We start from the raw sequence: 24,208 nt of genomic DNA, 5'->3' as shown, positions 1-24,208 counted from the left end.
TGCGGCGCACGAATCGGCGATCATCATCGGAGTACGCAGTATCCGTTCGTGCAAAGCGCAAGCGCTTGACCTGCCTGCGCGCAAAGAATTTTCTCCTTAGCTATACTTGCCTGACTGTAGCGTTCGCATAAGAACATGACCTCACTCGCCGAACTTCGAAAAAACTATTCGCTGGGTTCTTTGGACGTTGCCGATGTCGACCGCGATCCATTTCGCCAGTTCGACACCTGGTTTGAACAGGCGGTAGACGCCAAACTGCCCGAACCGAATACGATGACGCTGGCTACCGTCGACTCGCGTGGCCGGCCATCGGCGCGCATCGTGCTGATCAAGGGTGTCGACGAACGCGGCTTTGTGTTCTTCACCAATTACGAAAGCCGCAAGGGCCGCGAACTCGCAGCCAATCCGTATGCGAGCCTGCTGTTCTACTGGATCGAACTCGAGCGCCAGGTGCGAGTCGAGGGGCGCATCGTTAAAACCAGTGCAGAAGAAAGCGATACGTATTTCGCGTCGCGTCCGCTCGGTTCGCGTATCGGTGCGTGGGCATCGAATCAAAGTCAGGTAATTGAAAGCCGTTCGCAGCTCGAAACACGTGAACGCGAAATCAGCCTGCAATACGGCGACCAGCCACCGCGTCCATCGCACTGGGGCGGCTATCGTTTGGTCCCCGAAGCAATCGAATTCTGGCAGGGCCGGCCGTCGCGTCTGCACGACCGTCTGCTCTATACGCGCGAAACTGAAAACGGCGACTGGCAAATCTCCCGCCTATCGCCTTGAATCGGAATATAACGTCGGCAGCGCGCCGCCAACGCAGCAGCGCGCACCGGCAGGATTGCGTCTGCGGCATAGGAGTCGAGCCGCGCTGAGTCGCGATCCGCACAAGCTTTGCTTTAATTCAACGGACACGGAGAGATCACATGTTCTGGGAGAAGAAGCTGGCGCAGTGGGTAGAAGATGTAAAGACCAAGGCTAACCTGCCTGCACGACTCGTGCTGTGGGACGGTCAGCAACATGACTTTGGGCAGTTCGCCGCGCCTCAGGTCACGCTACACGTCAAAAGTGCGACGGCGCTGCCGTATCTGCTCGAACCGAGCCTCGACAATCTCGGCGAGGCTTACGTGCAGGGCAAGATCGACATTGAAGGCAAACTGTCGGACATCATCAATATCGGCTATCAGCTGGCGCGCAATACCGTCACCAGCGCGAGCAAGCTGGCGCGCGTGCGGCGCTACTTTCATCATTCGAAGGCGTCGGACAAGAAGGCCATCCAGTATCACTACGATGTCTCGAACGAGTTCTACAAGCTGTGGCTCGACGAGAACATGGTGTACTCGTGCGCCTACTTCGAGAACGGCGAAGAAGATCTCGCGACCGCGCAGATCAAGAAGATCGATCACATCCTCACGAAAATCCAGTTGCAACCGGGGCAGCGTCTGCTCGATATCGGCTGCGGCTGGGGTGCGCTCGTGCTGCGCGCGGCGCAGAAATTCGGCGCGAAATGCGTGGGCGTGACGCTGTCGCAGAACCAGTTCGATCTCGCCACCGCTCGCGTGAAAGCAGCAGGCCTCGAAGGCCAGATTGAAATTCGTCTGCAGGATTATCGCGATGTTCAAGGGCAATTCGACCGCATTACCAGCGTCGGCATGTTCGAACACGTGGGCCGCAAGAATCTGCCGGGCTACTTCGAAAAGATCCACGATTTGCTGGTCGATGACGGCGTGGCGATGAACCACGGCATCACATCGAGCGATTCGGACAGCGGCGAAACCGCACTCGGCGGCGGCGAGTTTATCGACCGTTATGTGTTTCCCGATGGCGAGCTGCCGCACATCAGCCTCGCGCTCGAAGCGATGCAGCGCGGCGGACTGGAAGCGGTCGACGTCGAAAGCCTGCGCCGTCACTACGCGCACACGCTGGATATCTGGGCGGAAAACTTCGAGGCGAACGCGGAAAAAGCCCGCTCGCTCGTCGACGACGAAAAATTCCGCATCTGGCGCGTGTACCTCGCCGGTTGCGCGTACGCGTTCGAAACCGACGACGTGTCGATCTATCAGGTGGTCTGCCGCAAAGCCGGCCGCAGCGCGAAAACCTTGCCGTGGTCGCGCCGCTATATGTACGAGAAGGCGCTGTGATACGGTTGCGCCGTCGTCGCGAACCGAGTGGGTGAAGCGGCGACATGGCGCAATCTTTTGAACAGCAGGTCGGATAGAGATGGATCAGAGCGGGGCAAACGAAACTGACGGGCCGCAAGGCGGCGATGGCGATGCTGTCGACGCCGGGCATGAGGCTGTGCAGGTCGATCTGTTTGGGATGCCGGTGGAGCGGGCGGAGGTGGCGGCCAGGCCGGCGACGGTGACGACGGTGACCGTGAAGCCGCAGCACGCGACATCTGTCGAGGCTAAAGCCGGAGGCCGTGCGGGGATTGTGGCGGCGGCCTCCGCCGACGCCGACGCGCAATCCACGGTTGCCGCGTCGACGCAGCCTGAAGCACGGCGTCAATCACGCGCAAAACCTGCCGCAGCGGCATCGCTCTGGCAGGAAGACGAAAGCGCCGCCACTGGAACCGAAGCACTCCCCTCTCCCGCCGATTCCCCGAAAAAGCGCCGCACGCGCGAAATCCTCGCTGCCCCGCCCTCGCCCGAACTGCTCGCGCTCGCCGCCGAACTGCCACCGCAAGTCCACCTCGGCACGTCGACCTGGTCGTTTCCAGGCTGGAACGGCATCGTCTACGGCGACGAATACAGCAACAGCAAACTGTCGCGTGAAGGCCTCACGGCTTATGGCGCGCATCCGCTGCTGAAGACCGTCAGCATCGACAGGTCGTTTTATCAGGCGCTGTCGGTCACCGAGTATTTGCGCTACGCGCAGCAGGTCCCGGAGCACTTCCGCTTCATCGTCAAGGCGCCCATGTCGATCACCGACGCGACCGTGCGCGCCGAACGCGGCGAGCCGGTATCGCTGAATCCATGCTTTCTGGACGCTCAGATGGCGATCGACGAGTTCGTCACGCCCTGCATCGAGGGACTCGGCGCGAAAGCGGGCGCGTTGGTGTTCCAGTTGTCGCCGCTACCGGATCAGATGCTCGCGCAGCCGGCAGTATTCATCGAACGGCTGGGCGAATTTCTGATGGCGCTGCCGACGCTGCCCAACGACACCCGCTACGCGATCGAAATCCGCGATGCGAGCCTGCTGACGCCGCGTTTTATCCGCACGCTGAAAGCGGCGGGCGTGCGCTATTGCGTGGGCATTCACGCGCGGATGCCGGATCCGCAGCGCCAGGCGGCGGCGCTCGCGCTGCTGGACGGCGAACCGGCGGCCGGCGATCCGGCGGCCGGCGCCCCGGCCGGACCGCTGATCGTGCGCTGGAGTCTGCACGGCGGCTTCAAATACGAGCAGGCGAAAGCCAAGTACGAACCGTTCAACCAGTTGATCGATCAGGACCCGGCCACGCGCGCGGCGTTGGCCGAACTCGCCGCGCGCTATGCGCTGGCTGGCCAGCCGGTGGTGATCGCGATCAACAATAAGGCGGAAGGATCGGCGCCGTTAAGCTGTCTGGAGCTGGCGCGCGCGATTATCGATGCGTATGCGCGGCTGGTTCGAGAGCGGGAGCAGGCTGAGGGGCGGCCGCAACAGGAAGACGCTGGCGACCGGGAAAGTGATGGAGAGCCCGGTGACGAACCGGAGTAAAGCGGAGCGGGACACGCGTTAAGGCAGGTTGCTGTGCGGCGGGCGCGATCATGTGCGATCGGATCGCGCCCGCCGCTTTGCGAGTGGGTGCTCGCGTCGTGTTTCGAGGACGGCGGGTGCCGTGCAGACAGCCGGGGGCGCCCACCATCGGCTTTTACCAAGGCTCATCCCATGCACGCCCTCGTCGTAGCGATCAGCGCCAGAATCGCACGCTGAAACCTACAACCCCAACCCCTACGCCTTAATCCGATGCGCGAACTTCTGACGAAACTTCGCCACTTTCGGCGCCACCACGAACGAGCAGTACCCCTGATTCGGATGCTGCGCAAAATAGTTCTGGTGATACGCCTCCGCCGGCCAGTAGTTGCCATCGAGCGGCAACACCTGCGTCACGATCTGACCGTCGTAAATGCGCTGCTCGCCAACTTCGCGGATTGCCTGTAACGCGGTCTCACGCTGCGCGTCGGAGTTCGTGAAAATCACCGAGCGATACTGCGTGCCCACGTCGTTGCCCTGCCGGTTCAACTGGGTCGGATCGTGGAGCGCGAAGAAAATGTCGAGAATCTCGCGGTAACTGATCTTCGACGGATCGAAGTCGACATTCACCACTTCGGCGTGGCCAGTCACGCCGTCACAGACCTGTTCGTAGGTCGGGTTCTGCGTCTGGCCGCCCGCATAGCCCGATTGCACCGAATTCACGCCATCGACGCTCAGATACACCGCTTCGAGGCACCAGAAACATCCGCCACCGAGGGTGGCGATTTCGCCTGTCTGACTCATGCTGCCTGCTCCTTGATCTTTGATAGTCGGCCATGCCGGTCCTGCTTTGCCGCAACGCTCGTGCCATCGGCAGGATTTTGCAGCTTAACGGGTTTCCCCTTCTCCGGCTGGGGTCACGGCCTGCGCGCCGCGATTGCAGTTAAAATTGGGGCTAATCGACGATTTTCACTATGACTTTCGAATCATTTGTTTTCAACCGCGCGCGCGGTGGGTTCAGCCCCGGTTTCACCCGACTGGCGCCAGGAACCTCCCCCCGATGAAGCACGCCAGCCCGCCCAATTTCGACCAGCCCGCCTTCAAACAGGCGCTCAGTCAGTTCGCCACCGGCGTCACCGTTATTACAACGCGTTCGGCATCCGGCCAGTTGATCGGCATCACCGCCAGTTCATTTAACTCGGTTTCGCTGAATCCGCCGCTGGTGCTGTGGAGTCTCGCCACCCGCTCGGCGTCGATGCCGGTGTTCCGCACCAATAGTCACTACGTGATCAACGTGCTGGCGGCGACGCAGCTCGATCTGTGCAAGCGCTTCGCGACCCTGAAGGGCGACCGTTTCGAAGGTGTGTCGCACGCGGAAGGCGATACCGGTATGCCCGTGCTCGATGGTGCGCTCGCGTGGTTCGAATGCCATAACCGCAGCCGTTATGAAGAAGGCGACCACGTGATTTTCGTCGGCGAAGTGGAGCGCTGCGGCGTGCATGAGAATGCCGCGGAGATTGCGCCGCTCGTGTTTCAGAACGGACAGTTTCACGGGCTTAAAACGCTGTGAAGGCGTTTGCGGGTGCCGCGTAATAGCGGGCACCCGTCAGTTCAGTGGCATGAGTCGCATCGGCGGCATTGGGATACTTGCGTCCAGCGAGGCTAGCCGCCCGCCGAGGCGCCCGCCTTCTCGGCCGGCGACGCCCACCCTCATCGATCGTTATGCGCCGCGCTATGCCCGCCGGTTTTCGCCACTAGCGACACCGGCACGCCAGAATCTTCCTTCAGCGTCTGCAGCACGATATTCGAACGGATATCCATCACGCCGGGCGCTTTATACAGCCGCTGCAGCACGAAATCAGAATAGTGTTTGAGGTTGTGTGCGAGCACGCGCAGCAAATAATGGCTCTCGCCAGTGACGACAAACGCGCCGGCCACTTCCGGCCAGTCACGCACTGCCTCTGCAAAGCGCTCGTGCCAGTTTTCCTGGTCGTTGCGCATCGACACCTGCACAAACGCTTCCAGTTCGAAACCCAGAACTTCGCGGTTCAGACACGCGCGGTAATGTTCGATGACGCCCTGCTCTTCCAGCAAACGCAGGCGCCGCAGACAGGCTGATGGCGAGAGCGAGATGCGCTCTGCGAGGTCGAGATTGCTGATCCGTCCTTCTTGCTGAAGCACCGTCAAGATACGGCAATCGGTGGCGTCGAGCGAGATCGCGTTCATATTCGGTCTCCCTTTCCGGTTTGAATCAAATTATGTTCCAAGACAGGGCTCAGAAGGTGATTTTTTCGCAATCACATTTCACGGCAAGACACCTATCATTCCCGGATAGACATATTCCGCAGATGGAGACATGCAAACACTCTGGGACATCACCCCCGCCGTCGATACCGCGACACCCGTCTGGCCAGGCGACACGCCGGTCACGATCGACCGCGTATGGCGCATGGAGGCGGGCTCGCCCGTCAACGTCGCGCGGCTGACGCTGTCGCCGCACACCGGCGCGCACACCGACGCACCGCTGCATTACGACGCAGAAGGCGCGGCAATCGGCGAGGTGCCGCTCGATATTTATCTCGGTTTATGCAGGGTGATTCACTGCATAGGGGTATCTCCTGTTGTGATGCCACAACACCTCGCCGGGTCGCTCGAGAACCTGCCGCCGCGCGTCTTACTGCGGACTTACAGAAATGCGCCGACTGCCGCCTGGGATAGCGCGTTTTGCGCGGTCGCGCCCGAGACGATCGACCTGTTCGCGTCGAAGGGAGTGAAGCTGGTCGGCATCGATACGCCGTCGCTCGATCCGCAGGAATCGAAGACGATGGACGCTCATCATCGAATCCGCGCGCACAACATGGCGATTCTCGAAGGCATCGTGCTCGATGCGGTCGCGCCCGGCGACTATGAGTTGATCGCGCTGCCGCTGAAGCTGACCACGCTCGACGCGAGTCCGGTGCGGGCGGTTTTACGCGCGTTGCCTGGGGCGCGGGCCGAGGCGCCGCCGGGGGCTTAGTGCCCGTGTTTAGGTCTGGGGCTTCGATCTGAGACTTAGGTCAGGGGCTTAGGTCGGAGGCCTGGCCCCGACGCTTAAGCCCGGCACGTCGCCCCGAAACGTATCAAGCGCCGCGCGCGCATTCCCAATCGAACTTTTCACCGAATCTGAACGAATTCACCCACGGAACCGCCATGAACCATCGTGACGAAGCACTGGCGCTCGATAGCGCCGATCCGCTCGCGCCGCTGCGCGCCCAATTTGCGCTGTCGCCGACCACCATCTATCTCGACGGCAACTCGCTCGGCGTGCCGCCTGCCGCCGCCGCGCAACGCGCGCAGACCGTGATCGCCGCCGAATGGGGCGAAGGCCTGATCCGCAGCTGGAATAACGCCGGCTGGTTCGAACTGCCGCGCCGTCTGGGCAACAAGCTCGCGCCGCTGATCGGTGCCGACGACGGCGAAGTGGTCGTCACCGATACGATTTCGATCAACCTGTTCAAGCTGCTCTCCGCAGCCGTACGGGTCGCGAATGCGCGCGATCCGAAGCGTCGCGTGATCGTGTCCGAGCGCTCGAATTTCCCGACCGATCTGTACATCGCGCAAGGCCTGATCGAGCAGCTCGACCGGGGCTACGAATTGCGTCTGGTCGACGATCCTTCCGAGTTGCCTGCCGCCATCGGCGACGACACGGCCATCGCGATGATCACGCATGTGAACTACCGCACCGGCTACATGCACGACATGGCCGCGCTGACCCAACTGATCCACGACAAGGGCGCACTCGCGCTGTGGGACCTCGCGCATTCGGCGGGCGCGGTGCCGGTCGATCTCAACGGCGTCAACGCGGATTACGCGGTCGGCTGCACGTATAAGTATCTGAACGGCGGACCGGGTTCGCCCGCGTTCGTGTGGGTGCCGAAGCGGCATCAAAACGATTTCGCGCAGCCGCTGTCCGGGTGGTGGGGACATCGCGCGCCGTTCAGGATGGAACCGGCGTATCAACCGGACGACGGCATCGGCCGCTTTCTTTGCGGCACGCAGCCGATGGTGTCGATGTCGCTGGTCGAATGCGGGCTCGACGTGTTCCTGCAAACCGACATGCAGGCGATTCGCCAGAAGTCGCTCGCGTTGACCAATCTGTTTATCGAACTGGTCGAAGCGCGTTGTAGCGAGTTTCCGTTGAAGCTGGTCACGCCGCGTGAGCATGCGCAACGCGGCTCGCATGCGAGCTTCGAACATCCGCATGGCTATGAGGTGATGCAGGCGTTGATCGCGCGTGGTGTGATCGGCGATTATCGCGAGCCGCATGTGTTGCGATTCGGTTTTACGCCGCTCTATACGCGCTTTGTCGATGTGTGGGATGCGGTTGAAACCTTGCGCGAAGTGCTCACGCAGGAAACCTGGCGTGCGCCTGAATTCGCCGCGCGCGGTGCGGTGACTTGAGGAGCCTGTCATGACCGATCACATGCAAACGCCGGGTTTGCCGGAAGAAAAAGCTGCGCAAGGCTGTCCGTTTGGACATGGACGTGAGGCAACGGCCGCCGACTCCTCTACCCGTTCAGTTGACGATGCCACTTCCGGCGATGGCTGGCACGACGCGCAACTCGATTTCTCGGAGTCGATGAGTTACGGCGATTATCTGTCGCTCGGGACGGTGCTGGATGCGCAGCATCCGTTGTCGCCGGATCACAACGAGATGCTGTTCATCATTCAGCATCAGACGAGCGAGTTGTGGATGAAGCTCGCGCTGTACGAGTTGCGTGCCGCGTTGAAGGCGGTGCATCGCGACGAGTTGCCGCCCGCGTTCAAGATGCTTGCGCGCGTGTCGCGGATCATGGAGCAACTCGTTCAGGCGTGGAGTGTACTCGCAACGATGACGCCGTCCGAATACACGGCCATGCGGCCTTATCTGGGAAGTTCTTCCGGGTTTCAGTCTTATCAATATCGGCAGATCGAGTTTCTGCTCGGCAATAAGAACGCGCAGATGTTGAAACCGCATGCGCATCGGGCGGATGTGTTTGCTGAGGTTAAGGCTTCGCTCGAAGCGCCGTCTTTTTATGATGAAGTGGTGAGGTTGCTGGCGCGGCGCGGGTTCGCGATTTCAGCCTCGCGGCTGGAGAGGGACTGGACGCAGCCTACTGTGCATGATGCTTCGGTTGAAGCGGCGTGGCTGGAGGTTTATCGGAATCCTTCGCAGCATTGGGAGTTGTATGAGATGGCCGAGGAACTTGTCGATCTCGAGGATGCTTTTCGGCAGTGGCGGTTCAGGCATGTCACTACCGTTGAAAGGATTATCGGATTTAAGCAGGGGACTGGCGGGACGAACGGCGCGGTTTATCTTCGGAAGATGCTGGATGTGGTTTTGTTTCCTGAGCTTTGGCAGGTTAGGACGATGTTGTAGGTTGGGTTCGCCTCGTGCGGTGGGTTCTGGTTTTGAATGTGGTGTTGGTGGTGTTGGCCTTTTCTTGTGATCACGGTGGTCTATTTGCACTGCCCCTGTGCGGGGCGGGGGCTGAGCTTTTTTGGGCTGCGCCCTTTGGTGGTGTGCTTCGTGGTGTTGGCCTTTCCTTGATATCACGGTGGTCTATTAGCGCTGCCCCTGTGCGGGGCGGCACTCACTTTCTTTGCCGCCGCAAAGAAAGTAAGCAAAGAAAGCGGGCTCACACCGTTAGCCTTGAAGCGGGTCCCCTGGCTTGGAGGGGGCAGTGGTGCATCTGGAATCAGTGCTTCCGCACACTCCGCCTTCGTGACAAAGCAGTCATTGTTCCGGCGGCGCTTCGCGCGCCGTCGCGGTAGTTATCAAACCCCCGCGCTCATGCTTCGTGCAACCTCGTTCTGAGGGCACGCTATCCAATTGAATTGTGGTTTATGCGCCCCCGCGTTTCGGCACGGGCGCACTGCGTTCCTGATCGAACAAGCATTCGGCAGAGCATCACGAGGCAACCCGATTGCACACCAACCAACGCGGGGACCGACCATTCCGGCGAGCACGTAGTGCGAGTCGGGAAGCATGACTGCCTTGTCACGAACGCGGAGTGTGCGAAGGCACCGATTCCAGATGCACCACTGCCCCCTCCAAGCCAGGGGACCCGCTTAATGGTTAGCGGTGTGAGCCCGCTTTCTTTGCTTACTTTCTTTGCGGCGGCAAAGAAAGTAAGTGCCGCCCCGCACAGGGGCAGTGCTAATAGACCACCGTGATCACAAGGAAAGGCCAACGCCACGAAGCACACCGCCAAAGGGCGCAGCCCAAAAAAGCTCAGCCCCGCCCCGCACAGGGGCAACGCTAATAGACCACCGTGACCACAAGGCCAACACCACAAAGAACCTACCCAAAACAAAAAACAAAAAATCACCTCGCCGTATACCCCCCATCAACCGGCAAAGCCACCCCACTCACCATCGAAGCTGCCTCACTCAACAAAAACAGAATCACCGCAGCCACCTCAGCCGACTCGGCAAACCGCCGCAAAGGAATCGCCGCCAAAGCAGGATCCCGCTTAACCGGATCACTCCACGCAAGCACCGCCATCGGCGTCAACGTAACCGTAGGATTAACGCTATTCACGCGAATCCCGAACGGCCCCAACTCGATACAAAGCGCGCGCGTCACCGCGTCCATAGCCGCCTTGGAAGCCGAATAACTCAAATGATCGTCCAGCGCGACAAGCGCGGCCTGACTCGACACGTTCACGATACTGCCCGCGCGCTTAGCTTCGATCATCCCGCGCGCGACATGCTTGGCAACCAGCACCGCGCCGCGCGTATTCACCGCCATCACCCGATCGAAACTCGCAGCCGTCGTATCCACCGCACGCTCCAGCAACGCAATGCCCGCGCAATTCACCAGGCCGTCGAATGCATCGAGCGAACCCAACGCATCGTCGATTGCAGCCTCGTCGCCGACGTCCAGCACCAGCGGCTCGCAACCGGTTTCCTCCGCGAGTCGTGCGAGTTCGTTCACGTTACGCGCTGCCGCCACGACATTCGCGCCCGCAGCGCACAGCGCTTCGACAGTCGCGCGGCCGATACCGCTCGATGCACCCGTCACGAGAATCGAGCGGCCAGAAAAATCGAAAGTAGCATTCATGATGATTGCAACCGATGCATGACCGGCTTCAACGCCGGATAGAGGTCCGTATAAACGCCAAAGCGCTGCTCGTATAACGTCATTCGCACAGCATCGGGTTGCGCGCGTTCGACCAACGTCACCCAGCCGCGCTGCGCGTCTTCACGCGAAACAAGGCCGACGCCTACCGCTGCAAGTAACGCCGCGCCCATCGCCGCTTCGACATCCTGCTCGATCGTGTAGACCGGATAGCCGGTGATGTCCCCGATAATCTGCATCCACAAATCGGAATGCGCGGCGCCGCCGACGACGATCAGTTTGTCATCGAGCGATTGCGCGCCTTTGCGCCCTGCCTCGATGTTGTGCTTCAACGCAAACGACACGCCCTCCAGCACCGCGCGGTACAGATGCGCGCGCGTATGAAAGAGGCTCAGGCCAACGAACGCGCCGCTCGCCTTTGCGTCCCACACAGGACTGCGTTCGCCCATCAGATACGGCAGAAACATCACGCCGTCCGAACCGGCCGGCACCTTGCCTGCGGACTCTTCCAGCAAACGATGCGCGTCGCCATGCGGCATCGCGCGCGCGGCTTCGATCTCGGCCTGGCAGAACTGCTCGCGATACCAGGTGACCGACGCGCCCGCCGTAATCGCACCGCCGAATACGTAGATATCGTGCTGGCCGTTGAAGACGTGCGGCATGCTGATCAACCCATGACGCGCATCGACGGATTGATTGATGTAGCCCCAGCACATGCTCGTGCCGATCATCGCGACATGCTGCCCTGCCCGCGTGACGCCGGCCGCAAACGTGGCCATCGCGGCATCCACGCCGCCCGCGACGATCGCCGTGCCCGTGTCGAGTCCGAGTTGCTCCGTCCACTGCGATAACAGGCCACCCACCACGTCCGATGAATCGACCAGTCGCTCCGGCATCATCGTCGCGGGAATGCCGAGCATGTCGAGCGCTTCGTCGGACCAGTCGCGTTTCGCGATGTCGTAGACGCCGCCGATGTTGCCCGCCGAACTATGATCGACCGCGACCTCGCCCGTCAGCATGTAGATCACGTACGCGTTCGGCGGCAGGAAATAGCGCGTTTTCGCCCATACGTCCGGCTCGTGATCGCGCAGCCACAACATCTTCGTATAGCCGTAGTAGCTGTCCACGCCGTTGCCGGTAATCGTGTAGAGCCGTTCGAGATCGACGTTTGCGCGCACCCACTCGACCTCGCGCGTCGCACGCCGATCCATCCAGATCAGACACGGCGCGAGCGGCCGCATTTCGTTATCGACCGGAATACCCGAGCCGCCGTACAGACTGCTCACGCACACCGCCTTGATCGACTTCGCCGCGACGCCCGCCTGCTTCGCTTTGCCCACGCAAGCGGCGATGCATTCCACCACCGCCTTCAACCACACGGCCGGCCATTGTTCAGCCCACAGCGGCTTGGGCGTATCCGGCTGATAGCCCGACGCATGTTGCGCGACGATCGTGCCATGCTGATCGACCAGCAGCGCCTTGGTGCTCTGCGTGCCGATGTCGATGCCGATCACGTAGTTCATACAGTCTCCGTTTTATAGTCCGCTGGTGCACGCGCTTTGTACCGCGCAAAAACTCACGCGCGCGGTTTCAGCAGCACCTTGATCGAATCGAGCGAATTCGCAATCCTGATCGCGTCGTCCCACTCTTCCAGCGAAAAGCCGTGCGTGACAATGCCTTTCGACGTGACGAGTCCGCGCGCCAGCAGATCGATTGCGATCGGATAGCAGTACGGCCCCAGATGCGCGCCGCGTACGTCGAGTTCCTTGCGGTCGCCGATCACCGACCAGTCCAGCGTCGTATCCGCACCGAACACTGAAAACTCCACGAAACGCCCGAGCTTGCGAATCAGGTCCATCCCCTGGTTGACGCCGATCGGCGCACCGGTCGTTTCAATATACACATCGCAGCCGTAGCCGTCCGTCAGCGAATGGATGATCGCGAGCGCATCCTGCTCTTTCGGATTGATCGTCACGTCCGCACCGTATTCGCGTGCCAGCGCGAGGCGCTCTTCCACCAGATCGATCACCACCAGTTTCTTCGGTGTCTTCAGATGCGCGACTTGCGTCATCATCAATCCGAGCGGACCGGCGCCTGCGATCACCACCACATCGTCGAGTTGCAGATCGCCGCGATTGACCGTGTGAATCGCGCACGCCAACGGCTCGATGATCGCGGCGTCTTCGAGAGAAATGCCGTCGGGAATCTTATGAACAATCGCGGTCGGCGGAATGCGCATGTATTCGGCCATGCCGCCATCCGCGACTTCGCGCTGGAAACCGAAAATGTTGTGCACTTCGCACATCCAGTACTTGCCGGATTTGCAATAACGGCACTTGCCACAAGGCACAATCTGTTCGGCGATCACGCGGTCACCCGGTTCGACGCCGAAATGGTCGGCTGCGCCTTCGCCGATTTCTTCGACATAGCCAAAGAATTCGTGCCCCGGAATCACCGGCGCTTTTACCCACGGGCTCGGGCCACCCCAGAACATTTTCGCGCCGGAATGGCATTTGCAATCGCTCGCGCAAATGCCGCACGCTGCAATGCGGATCACCAGTTCGTGCGTGCCGGCCTTCGGTTTCGACACCTGTTCGACGCGATAATCTTTCGGCGCGTGACAGACGATGGCGGTCATGTTCTCTTTGTCGGATTGTGTCGTCATTGCATGGTCCTGCTAAAAGGAGTCGAGGGGAATTTACTTTCTACGGTCGCGGCTAATGTAGATCGCGAGCAGAATGATTCCGCCCTTGATCACGTTCTGCACATACGGATTCACGCCGACCATGTTCAGGCCGTTGTTCAGCACGCCGAGCAGCAGCGCGCCGATCAACGTGCCGATGATCGAACCGCGCCCACCGGATATCGACGTGCCGCCCATCACCACAGCGGCAATCGCATCGAGTTCGAAGCCGACGCCCGCGTTCGGCTGGCCGCTCATCAAACGCGCGGTCAGAACGATGGACGCGAACGCGGACGTCAAACCCGCTATCGTGTAGACGATCAGCTTTACGCGCGCCACGCGTACGCCGGACAAACGCGTGGCCTGTTCATTGCCACCAATCGCGTAGACGTAGCGGCCGAACGGCATGCGTTCGAGCAGCACCCACGCGATCACGTAGATCACCGCCATGATCACGACGGGCGCCTGAATGCCGAGAATCTTGCCGCTGCCGAAGAAGCTGACCCAGTCGGGCAAGCCGTCAATTGGATAACCGCCGGTGTAGATCAGCGCAAGCCCGCGAGCGATGCCCATGGTCGCCAGCGTGACGATGATCGGCGGCATGCCCGCGAACGCGACGAAGAAGCCGTTGGCCGCGCCGAATCCCAATCCGACCGCGATGCCCACTGCCAGCGCGGCGACGGCGTTCATGCCGGCGACCATCAAACCCGCGGCGAGCGTGCCCGCCAATGCCATCACCGAGCCCACCGAGAGGTCGATGCCGCCGGTGAGAATCACGCACGTCATGCCGACCGCAATGATCGCGTTGATCGATACCTGGCGCAGCACGTTCTCGATGTTCGCCGCGGAGAGAAAGCTGTCGCTGGCAAAGACCATCACGATGCACACGACCAGCAATCCGATGAACGGATAGAACAACGTGGAGCGTTTCAACGCGGCCCAGGTGAAGCGCACAGGCGCACCCGGTGTGTCGCTACTCACCGTGGAAGTCTTCGGCGAAGAAGAAGGATTAGGCGTGTTCATGGGGTGCTCCAAGGGCGCCGGCAGTGGCATAAGTCATCACGGCGTTCGAGTCGATCGCGTCGCCTTCGAGCATCGCTTCGATGCGTCCCTGCCGGAACACGGCGACGCGGTCGCACATGCCGACGATCTCCGGCAATTCGGATGAGATCATGATGATCGAGTAGCCACGCCCGGTGAGTTCGCGCATCAGCAGATAGATTTCGGCTTTGGCGCCGACGTCGATGCCGCGCGTCGGTTCGTCGAAGATCAGGATGTTGGTGTGGTGATTCAGCCAGCGCGCAATCACGACTTTCTGCTGATTGCCGCCGGAGAGCGTTGCGACTTCGGTGTGCATCGTCGGCGCTTTCACGCCGACGCGTTTCATGATGTCGGCGGTCGCGCGCGCTTCACTGCGCTGGTCGATGAAAAACCGCATCGATCGATATTTGCCGAGGTTGTTGATCGAGATGTTCTGCTTGATCGAGAAGTCGGTAATCAACCCCTCGGTCTTGCGGCTTTCCGGCAGGATGCCGACGCCCGCACGCAAAGCGTCGGCGGGGTCGGACAACTTCGCGGACTCGCCGTTGATGCGAATCTCCTTCACGTAGGCCGGATCCGCGCCGATCACCGCGAGCGCGGTTTCCGTGCGGCCCGAACCGACGAGTCCCGCGAAGCCGAGAATTTCGCCTTCACGCAGCGTGAAACTCAACTCGGGGCTGTCCTTCAGTAATTGCAGCTTCTGAACATCCAGCACGATCTTCGCATCGGCCCGCAACGGCGGCTTCGGCGGAAAGCTGCTTTCGATCCGGCGTCCCACCATCATCTGCACGAGACGTCCCACGTCGGACTCCGCCACCTCGGTCATGCCGACATACTGGCCGTCGCGCAACACAGTAATGCGGTCGCACACTTCGAAAATTTCTTCGAGATGGTGCGAGATAAAAATCATCGCGACACCCTGCTTTTTCAGGTCGCGCATGATCGCGAACAGATGCTCCGCTTCGGCAGGCGTGAGCGTCGCGGTCGGCTCATCGAGAATCAGAATGCGCGCTTCCAGCGACAACGCCTTGCCGATTTCGACAAACTGCTGCTGCGCGACCGACAGCTCGCGAATCGGTACCGACAGATCGATCGCCACGCCGAGCCGCTGAAAAATCGCCGCCGCCGCGCGCCGCATCTTGCCGCGTTCTAGCAGACCCAAACCGTTCTTCATTTCGCGGCCGAGAAACATGTTCTCCACTGCGTTCAGATACGGAATCAGGCTGAACTCCTGAAACACGATGCCGACGCCCGCAGCGACTGCGTCGTGATAGTTCGTGAAGTGACGCGCCTCGCCTTCGATCGTGATCGTGCCTTCGTCCGGCTGATAAATACCGCACAGGATTTTCATCAGCGTCGATTTGCCCGCGCCGTTTTCACCGAGCAGTGCGTGAATCTCGCCGCGCGCGATTTCCAGGTGAATGCCTTGCAGCGCCTTCACACCCGGAAAGCTTTTGGTGATGTTGTCGAGTTTAAGAATGGTGTCCATCGGGTCCTCCTTTGCCGCCGGTTGCCATGCGTCAAACGACGCGCGGCAACCGGACTTCGCGTTACCAGCTAAAACCCTTGGCATTGCTCTTGTCGATCATCTTCACGTCGACGGGAATCGCTTTCGGCACATTGGCGCCCCACTTCTTCGCGAGCGCAATGCCGAGTGCAATACGCACCTGGTCAGCCGGAAATTGCGCGGACGTCTCGATGAATTTTGAATTCGGCTTCTGGATCGCGGCGATTGCTTCCGGCGCTCCGTCGACGCTCGTCAGCTTGATGTCCTTACCGGACGATTCGATTGCCGACAACGCGCCCATCGAGCCGCCGTCGTTCACGCTGAAAATACCCTTCAGATTAGGATGCGCCTGAATCATGTTCTCGGTGACGGACAACGCGGTCGCACGCTCCTGCTTGCCGTTTTGCGTATCCACGAGTTTCACGCCTGGCGCTTTCGCGAGCGCCGCTTTGCAACCGCGTACGCGTTCGAGAATCGGCACCACCGGAATGCCGTCGAGAATCGCGACTTCACCGCTGCCGCCAATCGATTTCGCGAGGTAATCGCAGGCCATTTCGCCCGCATCGTAGTTCTTCGAACCGACGAACGAATCGACCGGGCCGTTCGCGTTTGCGTCGACGGCAACCACAACCACGCCCGCTTTCTTCGCCGACGTCACCGCCGATTGAATGCCGGTCGTGTCGGTCGGATTCACGAGCAGAATGTCGATCTTCTTTTGCAGCATGTCTTCGACATCGCTGACCTGTTTGCTGACATCGTGATGCGCATCGGTGACGACCACCGTCGCACCGATCGATGCGGCCGCGTCGTTCAACGCCTTCTGCATCGTCACGAAATACGGGTTATTCAACTCCTGGAACGTCATGCCGATTTTCAGCGGCGCGGCTTGCGCAGCGGGCGCGGCGATCAACGAGAGGCCGAATGCGAGCGTCGCGAAAGCCGCCGTGTTGCGCGCGAAGCTCGTCAACGTGGCCCGCTGTGAAGGCAGTTGAGGGAATTGCGTCATGGTTTGTCTCCGTTATTAAGGTTGAACGCGTCCCTCACGCTGTCGTGGGACAGCGCGATACGTGTCGAACGCGAGGTGAGATAAAGCGCTTCGGCTACGGGCCAGACGCGCGAACTACGTGGACTACATGAATCAGTTAGTCGCCCGCTGCGCGCCCGTGGCGCGCTTCAGCGGCGGATACGCAGCGGCAACCGTGGGCGGCAGGCCGGGTGCGAGCACGATGGCCGGTGCATCGTCGATACCCGCGCCGCGCGCGGCGGCTTCTTCGGATGCATCCCGGCTCGCGTCGTTCAGTTGCTGATAGCGACGGAATTTCGACGGCGCCATCCCCTTCACCGCAAGGAACTGCCGGTTGAAATTGGACAGGTTATTGAAGCCCGCCTTGAAGCAGATATCGGTGACGCTGAGTTCGTCGTCGGTGAGCAACTGACACGCGAGATTGATGCGCATCCGGTTCACGTATTGCACGAACGGCAGACCGGTATGCCGCCGGAAATATCGCGAGAAAGCGCTCACGCTCTGGCCCGCGAGTTGCGCAAGATCGGACTCGCGCAGTTCATTCGCGAGATTCTTGCCGATATAGGAAAGCGCATGATTGATACGGGTCGATGCAAAGCCCGTCGGGTCCGCCTGATAAGCGGGGCTCGCCAGCGTCTCGCGGTCTTCCGCGTTCATCAGGATGTCGAGCATCGTCATGAACAGCGTGAGACGGCGCAATCCGCGCGCGGCCAGCAACTCGTGGAACAGCGGCAGGATCGCCGCGCTGGTCTGCGTGCCGAACGACAGCCCGCGCCGTGAATCCGCGAGCAGGGTGTCGACCTGCCGCCACTCGGGAAAGCTGTCGATACAGCTCGACACGAACTCCTGCCCGAATTGCACGACCAGATTGCGCTGCGCAATCGACTCGCCTTCCGGCACGTCGCTGACCCAGTTGTGCGGCAGGTTCGGGCCCATCAGCACGAGATTGCCCGGCGCGAAATTGCTGATGTGATCGCCGACGAACATCTTGCCGGTGGTCGCCACGATCAGATGAATTTCGTATTCCGGATGAAAATGCCAGCGCACCGTCCGGTACGGATAACCATGCGACCACACTTTGAATGATTCGTCGCGGCGTACGGCCACGATCTCGAGATCGGGTTGCACTGTCTGCCTCCATGATGCGGTTCGCCGGGGCGCCGCTGAGCTTCATCTTGTAGAGCGAAAAGTAACCTTCAAACGCGCGATCCACCACTAGAAATGAGACCGCGGACCAATACTTTTTTGCATTCGGGTTACTCCCGACGCGTCCAATGTCAATTTTGGTGCAATGCAATACGCTTAAATGCGCCCGTCGATGTACGCCCCATCTGGCGACCGGCGTCGCCGAACCCCGCTGCAAACCCCGCCACGCCGCGCTGCGCCACAAAAAAGCCCATGCACTCGCCTTGACATTCGTTTCAGCGGGTACGATCATTCGCTCACATGCAGAGCAAATGCTCCATCTTAAGAAAAAACGCACGCTCCGTGTCGTGCGAGACATTCAGGAGACGAACATGAACAGCGGGCAAAGCAGCGGCACGGCCGCCCACGTGATCCTGCACATCGGCGCGGGATCGTTTCATCGCGCGCACCAGGCGTGGTATCTGCATCGGCTGAACGAGGCGAAGGTGGCGGGCGAGCCGCACTGGTCGCTCACGGTCGGCAATATTCGCGGCGACATGAACGCCGTGCTCGACGCGCTCGCTGCGCAAAACGGCGTCTATACGCTCGAGACCGTCACGCCTCAGGGCGAGCGCGCTTACGAGACAATCCGCTCGATCGAACGCGTGGTTCCATGGACAGAAAGCCTCGACGGGCTGATCGAAGCCGGCGCCGATCCGGCCTGCAAGATCATTGCGTTCACGGTCACCGAAGGCGGTTATTACCTCGACGAGGAAGACGAACTCGATACCGCGAATGCCGACCTTGCCGCCGATCTGCAAGGCGGCCACACGACGATTTACGGTGCACTCGCGGCGATTCTCGACGCGCGCATGAAGCGCGGCGCGGGTCCGGTCACGCTGCAAACCTGCGACAACCTGCGCAGCAACGGCGAGCGTTTTCACGCGGGCATGAGCGAGTTTCTGGAGCGGCGCGGTGCTGACGAACTCGCGCAATGGTTCGACGACAACACCGCGTGCCCGAGTTCGATGGTCGACCGCATCACGCCGCGCCCTACGCCCGACGTGAGCGAGCGCGTGAAGGCCGCGACCGGTGTCGACGACGCGTGTCCGGTGATGGGCGAAGCGTTTATCCAGTGGGTGATCGAAGACCGTTTTATCGCTGGACGCCCCGCGTGGGAAAAGGTCGGCGCGGAACTGGTCGACTCGGTGATGCCGTACGAGGAAGCGAAAATCCGCATCCTGAACGCGACGCATAGCTGCATTGCGTGGGCCGGCACGCTGGTCGGGCTGAACTACATCCACGAAGGCACGCTCGACACCGACATCCAGAAATTCGCCTACGACTACGTGAGCGAAGACGTGATCCCGTGCCTCACACCGAGTCCGCTTGATCTCGAGCGTTATCGCGACGTGGTGCTGGAACGCTTCGGCAATCCTTATATCCAGGACACGAATCAGCGCGTCGCGGCGGACGGCTTTTCGAAGCTGCCTGGTTTCATCGCGCCGACGCTGTCCGAATGTTTCGAACGCGGCGTCACACCCGCTGCGACAGCGATGCTGCCCGCGCTGTTCTTCCGCTTTCTCGAACGCTGGCATCACGGCAAGCTGCCGTACAAGTATCAGGACGGCGTGATGGACGACAGCGTCGCGCACGCTTTCTTCGCGGCGCCCGATCCGCTGAAAGCTTTCGCCGCCGACCGGTCGCTGTGGGGCAGCATGGCGCAGACGCCCGAACTGGAATCCGCATTGGCGGGCGCGCTCGCGCGCGTCGACGTGTGGCTCGCCAAACGCGGCGCAGCCTGAGCGCGGCGCTTCAATTCACCTTGATTCACGCGCGCTGCCAGGCTTAATGCGCATGGCACCGCGCGTCATGTGCGGCTAAAGTAGTGCATCTCTAACGACGAAGGTTCCGCGCCCATGTATCTCGGCATCGACCTCGGCACGTCCGAAGTAAAAGTCCTGCTGCTAGCGTCCGATGGACGCGTGATCGGCACCGCAGGCTCCCCTTTTACCGTTTCGCGTCCGCATCAGCGCTGGGCCGAGCAGAATCCCGAAGACTGGTGGACCGGCACGCGCGCGGCGCTCGCCGCATTGCGCGCGAAGCATCCCGATGAGTTCGCGCAGATTCGCGGCATCGGCCTGTCCGGGCAGATGCACGGCGCCGTGCTGCTCGATTCGCAGGACCGCGTGCTGCGCCCTGCGATTCTGTGGAACGACATGCGCAGCGACAAGGAATGCGCCGAGCTGACCGAACGCGCGCCCGATCTGCACAGTGTGGCCGGTAATCTGGCGATGCCGGGTTTCACCGCGCCGAAGCTGTTGTGGGTCGCGCGTCACGAGCCGGAGATTTTTGCGCAGACCGCGTGCGTGCTGTTGCCGAAGGACTATCTGCGTCTGCAACTGACCGGCGGCAAGGTGTCCGATCCGTCCGACGCAGCCGGTACGTTGTGGCTCGACGTCGCTAAGCGCGACTGGTCCGACTCGCTGCTCGCCGCGTGCAACATGACGCGCGCGCAGATGCCGAGCCTCGCCGAAGGCAGCGCGCCGTCGGGCACATTGCTGCCCTCGGTCGCGCGCGAATTCGGTTTGAGCGACGGCGTGATCGTCGCGGCCGGCGGCGGCGACAACGCGACCAGCGCGATCGGCATCGGCGCGACGCAGCCGGGCGACGGCTTCGTGTCGCTCGGCACGTCGGGCGTGCTGTGCGTGGTCGGCGACAGCTTCAGGCCGAATCCGGCGTCCGCTGTGCACGCGTTCTGTCACGCGATTCCCGACCGCTGGCATCAGATGAGCGTGGTGTTGTCGGCGGCGAGCTGTTTGCGCTGGGTCTGCAAGCTCACGTCCACCGACGAACCCACGTTGCTCGCCGAAATCGAGGCGCTTCCCGCCGATGCGTTGACCACCGCGCCGCTGTTCCTGCCGTATCTGTCGGGTGAGCGCACGCCGCACAACGACCCGTACGCGCAAGGCGTGTTCTTCGGCATGAATCACGCGACCGACCGCGCCTTACTCGGCTACGCGGTGCTCGAAGGCGTGACGCTCGCGCTCACCGACGGCCTCGACGCGTTACGCGCCGCCGGCACCGAAGCGAAGGCGCTGTCGCTGCTCGGCGGCGGTGCGCGCAGCGACTACTGGGCGCAATTGCTGGCCGACGCGCTCGACACCGCCACCCGCAAACACGGCGGCGGCGAAACCGGCGCAGCACTCGGCGCGGCGCGTCTCGGCTGGCTGGCAGCGGGCGGCGATCCGGCCACCGTGCTGACCAAACCGCCCATCGAAAAGGAGTTCACGCCGAATCCGCGCCGTCATGCGGAATTGCGCACGCGGCTCGAAGCGTATCGCGCGCTTTATCGCCACGTGCGTCCGTTATTCGACCCGGCGCGAGCCCCGCTCGCCTGACCGGTCAGCGCAGCCGGCCCCGTTGAGAGTCGGGACCGGCTGCTATCATCGGCGCACTTCAAGCGAACCGTTACCGTGCCCAAGTCCACAGAAAAACTAGATCTTGCAACCCGTGCGGCGTGGCTTTACTACGTCGCCGGCAATACCCAGAACGAAATCGCCGAGAAGCTGCAGGTGTCGCGCCCGGTCGCACAACGGCTGGTCGCATTCGCCGTCGAAAAGAACCTGATCCGCGTGCGGGTCGATCACAAACTCGCCGACTGCCTCGCACTCGCCGATCAACTGTCGAAGCGCTACGGCCTCACCATGTGCGAAGTCGTGCCGATCGACGGCGATGCCGCCGAAGAGGTCGACCGCAAGCTGGCCGTGGCCGGCGCGCAGGTGATGGAGCGCTACCTCGGCGCGGAAAAACCGATGGTGGTCGCCGTGAGCAGCGGCCGGACGCTGAAGGCCGCCGTCGATCAGATCGCGCAACTGGACCGTCCGCAGCACCGGTTGGTATCAATGGTCGGGGCGATCGCCCAGGACGGCTCCTCGAACCGCTACGACGTCGCGCTGCACATTTCCGAGAAGACCGGCGGCAAGCATTTTCTGCTGCCCGCGCCGCTGCTCGCCGATAACGAGGCCGAGCGCGCGCAATGGTGCAATCACCGGCTGTACCGGATCGTCGAATCGCTGTCGGCAGAGGCCGATGTCGCGTTCGTCGGGATCGGCAATATCGGGCCGAAATGTCCGCTGCACGAAGACGGCTTCATCACGTCGGCGGAAGTGAAGGAGTTGATGCAGAACGGCGCGGTGGCCGAAATGCTTGGCCTGCCGATCGACTCGGCGGGCGCGCATGTCGAATCGCCTACAGGCCGCCGCGTGACGAGCATTGCGCTCGACACGCCGCCGCGCCGTCCGACGATTGGTTTTGCTGGTGGACAGCGCAAGCGCGAAGCGTTGATCGCCGTGCTGAAAGGCGGCTGGCTGTCGGGGCTGGTGACCGATGAACTGTGCGCGCGGGCCGCGCTGGAAGCCTGAGCCACGCGCCGGGTGTGAAACCCTAAACCAGCGGCAACCCTTCGGTGATGATGATCCGGTAATCGCCGCCCTGCAGCCGCGTCTGACTCACCTGCTGATACGCGGGACTGCGATACCAGGCGAGCGCCTCGTCATAGCCGGTGAATTCGAGAATCAGAATCTCCTCGATGGCCGGCCCTTCCACCACTTCCTTGCGCCCGTGGCTCGCGAGCATCATCACCGGATGTTGTTCGAACACAGCGGGCGCGACCTGTTTGTACTCTTCGAGCTTGGCGGGATCGAGCGTCTTCTCGCGCGTAATGACGACGTAGGCGGGCATGAGCGTTTCCTGAGCATGATGTGGAGGAAAGCTAAACAGAAAGCTGCGTGCCCGCCGCCTGGTTCATCGTTACGCGGCCAGCACCTCGACGATCTTACGCTGGAATGCTTTCCCTTCGCTGTCGAACAAATGGCAGTGTTCGGGCGTGGCGCCGAGCTTTTGCGTCTCGCCTTTGGTATGACGTTCGAGCGGCGGAATCCGCGCGATCAGACCGTCCGGCGCAACGCCCGATTCCGCGTACAGATACGCTGCATCGCCAAGCGATTCGATCGCCATCGTGCGCGCCGAAATGCCGTCGTCGGTCGTGCCCACATGCAGATGCTCGGGGCGAATCCCCACCGTCACCTTGTCGCCCTGCTTGACCGCGCCGGGTTCCACCGCGACGCGCTGCGTCTCGCCGGTTTCGTAGCGCACCGTCACGCCGTCGTGCGTGACCGACTGCACCACGCCTTCCATGAAGTTCATTTTCGGCGAACCGATGAAACCCGCGACGAAGCGATTGGCCGGCGCGTGATACAGCATCGTCGGGCTACCCACCTGTTCGAGATTGCCCGCCGACAACACGACGATCTTGTCGGCCAGCGTCATCGCTTCGACTTGATCGTGCGTGACGTAGATCATCGTGGTCTTCAGTTCGTCATGCAGACGCGCGAATTCGAGGCGCATTTTCACGCGCAAAGCAGCGTCGAGATTCGACAGCGGTTCGTCGAACAGGAACACCTTCGGCTTACGCGTAATCGCGCGGCCGATCGCCACGCGCTGACGCTGCCCGCCTGACAGCTGCTTCGGCTTGCGGTCGAGCAGATGGTCGATGTGCAGAATCTTCGCGGCATTGCGCACCGCCGCGTCGATCTCCGGCTTCTTGGTGCCCGCGAGTTTGAGGCCGAACGCCATGTTGTCGTACAGCGTCATGTGCGGATACAGCGCGTACGACTGGAACACCATCGCGATGCCGCGCTTGGCGGGTGCAACGTCGTTCACGCGCACGCCGTCGATGGTCAGATCGCCGCCGCTGATGTCTTCGAGGCCGGCAATCATCCGCATCAAGGTCGATTTACCGCAACCGCTCGGGCCCACGAACACGACGAATTCGCCGTCCGCGATGTCGAGGTTGATGTCGCGCATCACTTCGTTGTCGTCGTAAGCCTTCCTGATGTTGCGCAGAGTTACGCTTGCCATGATGTGTCTCCGTATGTTGCTCTGTACTGTGCTTTGCTGAGTGCTGCTTCTGAGTGCTGCCTGCCAGATGCTTCAGCGATATGAACTGCTTATGTGCTTATGTTGGCCCCGCCACCCACTTCGATGCGCCTACTTGTGTCG

Annotated in this window: 21 protein-coding genes; 10 read left to right on the top strand and 11 right to left on the bottom strand. The window is 61.5% G+C overall.

Going from position 1 to position 24,208, the window contains the following annotated elements; genetic code table 11:
- Positions 1-135: 135 nt before the first annotated feature.
- The 3 genes from pdxH (at position 136) to ABH945_RS01260 (ending at position 3,687) form a co-directional block, all read left to right on the top strand.
- The gene (pdxH, locus tag ABH945_RS01270; protein WP_074765477.1) at positions 136-777 is read left to right on the top strand and encodes a pyridoxamine 5'-phosphate oxidase; all 642 of its coding nucleotides are present in this window, start codon (positions 136-138) and stop codon (positions 775-777) included.
- 140 nt (positions 778-917) lie between these two features.
- Positions 918-2,132, top strand: a complete 1,215-nt coding sequence (locus tag ABH945_RS01265) for a class I SAM-dependent methyltransferase (protein ID WP_429249483.1) — start codon at positions 918-920, stop codon at positions 2,130-2,132.
- A 79-nt stretch (positions 2,133-2,211) separates the two neighbouring features.
- Complete coding sequence (locus ABH945_RS01260; RefSeq protein ID WP_429249482.1) at positions 2,212-3,687, top strand: DUF72 domain-containing protein; 1,476 nt, start codon at positions 2,212-2,214, stop codon at positions 3,685-3,687.
- A gap of 234 nt (positions 3,688-3,921) precedes the next feature.
- Here the strand turns inward: ABH945_RS01260 and msrA are convergent, their stop codons facing one another.
- Entirely contained in the window at positions 3,922-4,467 is a 546-nt protein-coding gene (gene msrA / locus ABH945_RS01255) for a peptide-methionine (S)-S-oxide reductase MsrA (RefSeq protein ID WP_429249481.1), read from the bottom strand.
- Between the two features lie 256 nt (positions 4,468-4,723).
- Here msrA and ABH945_RS01250 point away from each other — a divergent pair, with 256 nt between their 5' ends.
- The gene (locus tag ABH945_RS01250) at positions 4,724-5,233 is read left to right on the top strand and encodes a flavin reductase family protein (RefSeq protein WP_429249480.1); all 510 of its coding nucleotides are present in this window, start codon (positions 4,724-4,726) and stop codon (positions 5,231-5,233) included.
- Between the two features lie 140 nt (positions 5,234-5,373).
- Here the strand turns inward: ABH945_RS01250 and ABH945_RS01245 are convergent, their stop codons facing one another.
- Positions 5,374-5,889, bottom strand: coding sequence for an Lrp/AsnC family transcriptional regulator (locus tag ABH945_RS01245; RefSeq protein ID WP_074765489.1), 516 nt, complete (start codon positions 5,887-5,889; stop codon positions 5,374-5,376).
- Positions 5,890-6,019: 130 nt separating this feature from the next.
- On the opposite strand from ABH945_RS01245, the gene kynB reads away from it, so the two are divergent.
- The 3 genes from kynB (at position 6,020) to kynA (ending at position 9,061) form a co-directional block, all read left to right on the top strand.
- On the top strand, positions 6,020-6,679 hold the full coding sequence (kynB, locus tag ABH945_RS01240; protein ID WP_429249479.1) for an arylformamidase: 660 nt from the start codon (positions 6,020-6,022) through the stop codon (positions 6,677-6,679).
- 173 nt (positions 6,680-6,852) lie between these two features.
- The gene (gene kynU, locus ABH945_RS01235) at positions 6,853-8,103 is read left to right on the top strand and encodes a kynureninase (protein ID WP_429249478.1); all 1,251 of its coding nucleotides are present in this window, start codon (positions 6,853-6,855) and stop codon (positions 8,101-8,103) included.
- Positions 8,104-8,113: 10 nt separating this feature from the next.
- A complete protein-coding gene (gene kynA / locus ABH945_RS01230; RefSeq protein WP_429249477.1) occupies positions 8,114-9,061 on the top strand; it encodes a tryptophan 2,3-dioxygenase in 948 nt (315 codons plus the stop codon).
- Positions 9,062-10,009: 948 nt separating this feature from the next.
- Here the strand turns inward: kynA and ABH945_RS01225 are convergent.
- From ABH945_RS01225 to ABH945_RS01195, 7 genes are all read right to left on the bottom strand, one after another.
- Positions 10,010-10,747 (bottom strand): SDR family oxidoreductase, encoded by a 738-nt coding sequence (locus tag ABH945_RS01225; protein WP_429249476.1) that lies wholly within the window; start codon positions 10,745-10,747, stop codon positions 10,010-10,012.
- Positions 10,744-12,288 carry an FGGY-family carbohydrate kinase gene (locus tag ABH945_RS01220; protein WP_429249475.1) on the bottom strand — a complete coding sequence of 515 codons (1,545 nt, stop codon included), beginning with the start codon at positions 12,286-12,288 and terminating at the stop codon, positions 10,744-10,746. The genes ABH945_RS01225 and ABH945_RS01220 overlap by 4 nt, the downstream gene beginning before the upstream one ends.
- Before the next feature lie 53 nt (positions 12,289-12,341).
- Entirely contained in the window at positions 12,342-13,430 is a 1,089-nt protein-coding gene (locus tag ABH945_RS01215) for an alcohol dehydrogenase catalytic domain-containing protein (RefSeq protein ID WP_429249474.1), read from the bottom strand.
- Between the two features lie 33 nt (positions 13,431-13,463).
- On the bottom strand, positions 13,464-14,471 hold the full coding sequence (locus ABH945_RS01210) for an ABC transporter permease (protein ID WP_074765504.1): 1,008 nt from the start codon (positions 14,469-14,471) through the stop codon (positions 13,464-13,466).
- Positions 14,458-15,978 carry a sugar ABC transporter ATP-binding protein gene (locus ABH945_RS01205; protein WP_074765506.1) on the bottom strand — a complete coding sequence of 507 codons (1,521 nt, stop codon included), beginning with the start codon at positions 15,976-15,978 and terminating at the stop codon, positions 14,458-14,460. Before ABH945_RS01205 ends, ABH945_RS01210 begins: the two co-directional genes overlap by 14 nt.
- Positions 15,979-16,039: 61 nt before the next feature.
- Positions 16,040-17,002: an ABC transporter substrate-binding protein gene (locus tag ABH945_RS01200; protein ID WP_074765508.1), complete on the bottom strand. Its 963-nt coding sequence runs from the start codon at positions 17,000-17,002 to the stop codon at positions 16,040-16,042.
- Between the two features lie 132 nt (positions 17,003-17,134).
- Positions 17,135-18,148, bottom strand: a complete 1,014-nt coding sequence (locus ABH945_RS01195) for an AraC family transcriptional regulator (protein WP_429249473.1) — start codon at positions 18,146-18,148, stop codon at positions 17,135-17,137.
- A 389-nt stretch (positions 18,149-18,537) separates the two neighbouring features.
- Between ABH945_RS01195 and dalD the strand changes: the two genes are divergently transcribed.
- The 3 genes from dalD to ABH945_RS01180 all read left to right on the top strand — a co-directional run bounded on the left by dalD (position 18,538) and on the right by ABH945_RS01180 (position 22,569).
- Positions 18,538-19,950, top strand: a complete 1,413-nt coding sequence (gene dalD / locus ABH945_RS01190; RefSeq protein ID WP_429249472.1) for a D-arabinitol 4-dehydrogenase — start codon at positions 18,538-18,540, stop codon at positions 19,948-19,950.
- A 114-nt stretch (positions 19,951-20,064) separates the two neighbouring features.
- Entirely contained in the window at positions 20,065-21,546 is a 1,482-nt protein-coding gene (xylB, locus tag ABH945_RS01185) for a xylulokinase (protein ID WP_074765514.1), read from the top strand.
- 75 nt (positions 21,547-21,621) lie between these two features.
- A complete protein-coding gene (locus tag ABH945_RS01180) occupies positions 21,622-22,569 on the top strand; it encodes a sugar-binding transcriptional regulator (protein ID WP_074765516.1) in 948 nt (315 codons plus the stop codon).
- A 22-nt stretch (positions 22,570-22,591) separates the two neighbouring features.
- On the opposite strand, the gene ABH945_RS01175 is transcribed toward ABH945_RS01180, so the two are convergent.
- Positions 22,592-22,888, bottom strand: coding sequence for a DUF1330 domain-containing protein (locus ABH945_RS01175; protein WP_074765518.1), 297 nt, complete (start codon positions 22,886-22,888; stop codon positions 22,592-22,594).
- 69 nt (positions 22,889-22,957) lie between these two features.
- Positions 22,958-24,067, bottom strand: a complete 1,110-nt coding sequence (locus ABH945_RS01170) for an ABC transporter ATP-binding protein (protein ID WP_074765520.1) — start codon at positions 24,065-24,067, stop codon at positions 22,958-22,960.
- Between the last annotated feature and the right edge of the window lie 141 nt (positions 24,068-24,208).

The organism is Paraburkholderia sp. GAS333 (assembly GCF_050435665.1).
Taxonomy (GTDB): Bacteria; Pseudomonadota; Gammaproteobacteria; order Burkholderiales; family Burkholderiaceae; genus Paraburkholderia; species Paraburkholderia fungorum_A.
This window is presented reverse-complemented; position numbering and strand designations above follow the sequence as displayed.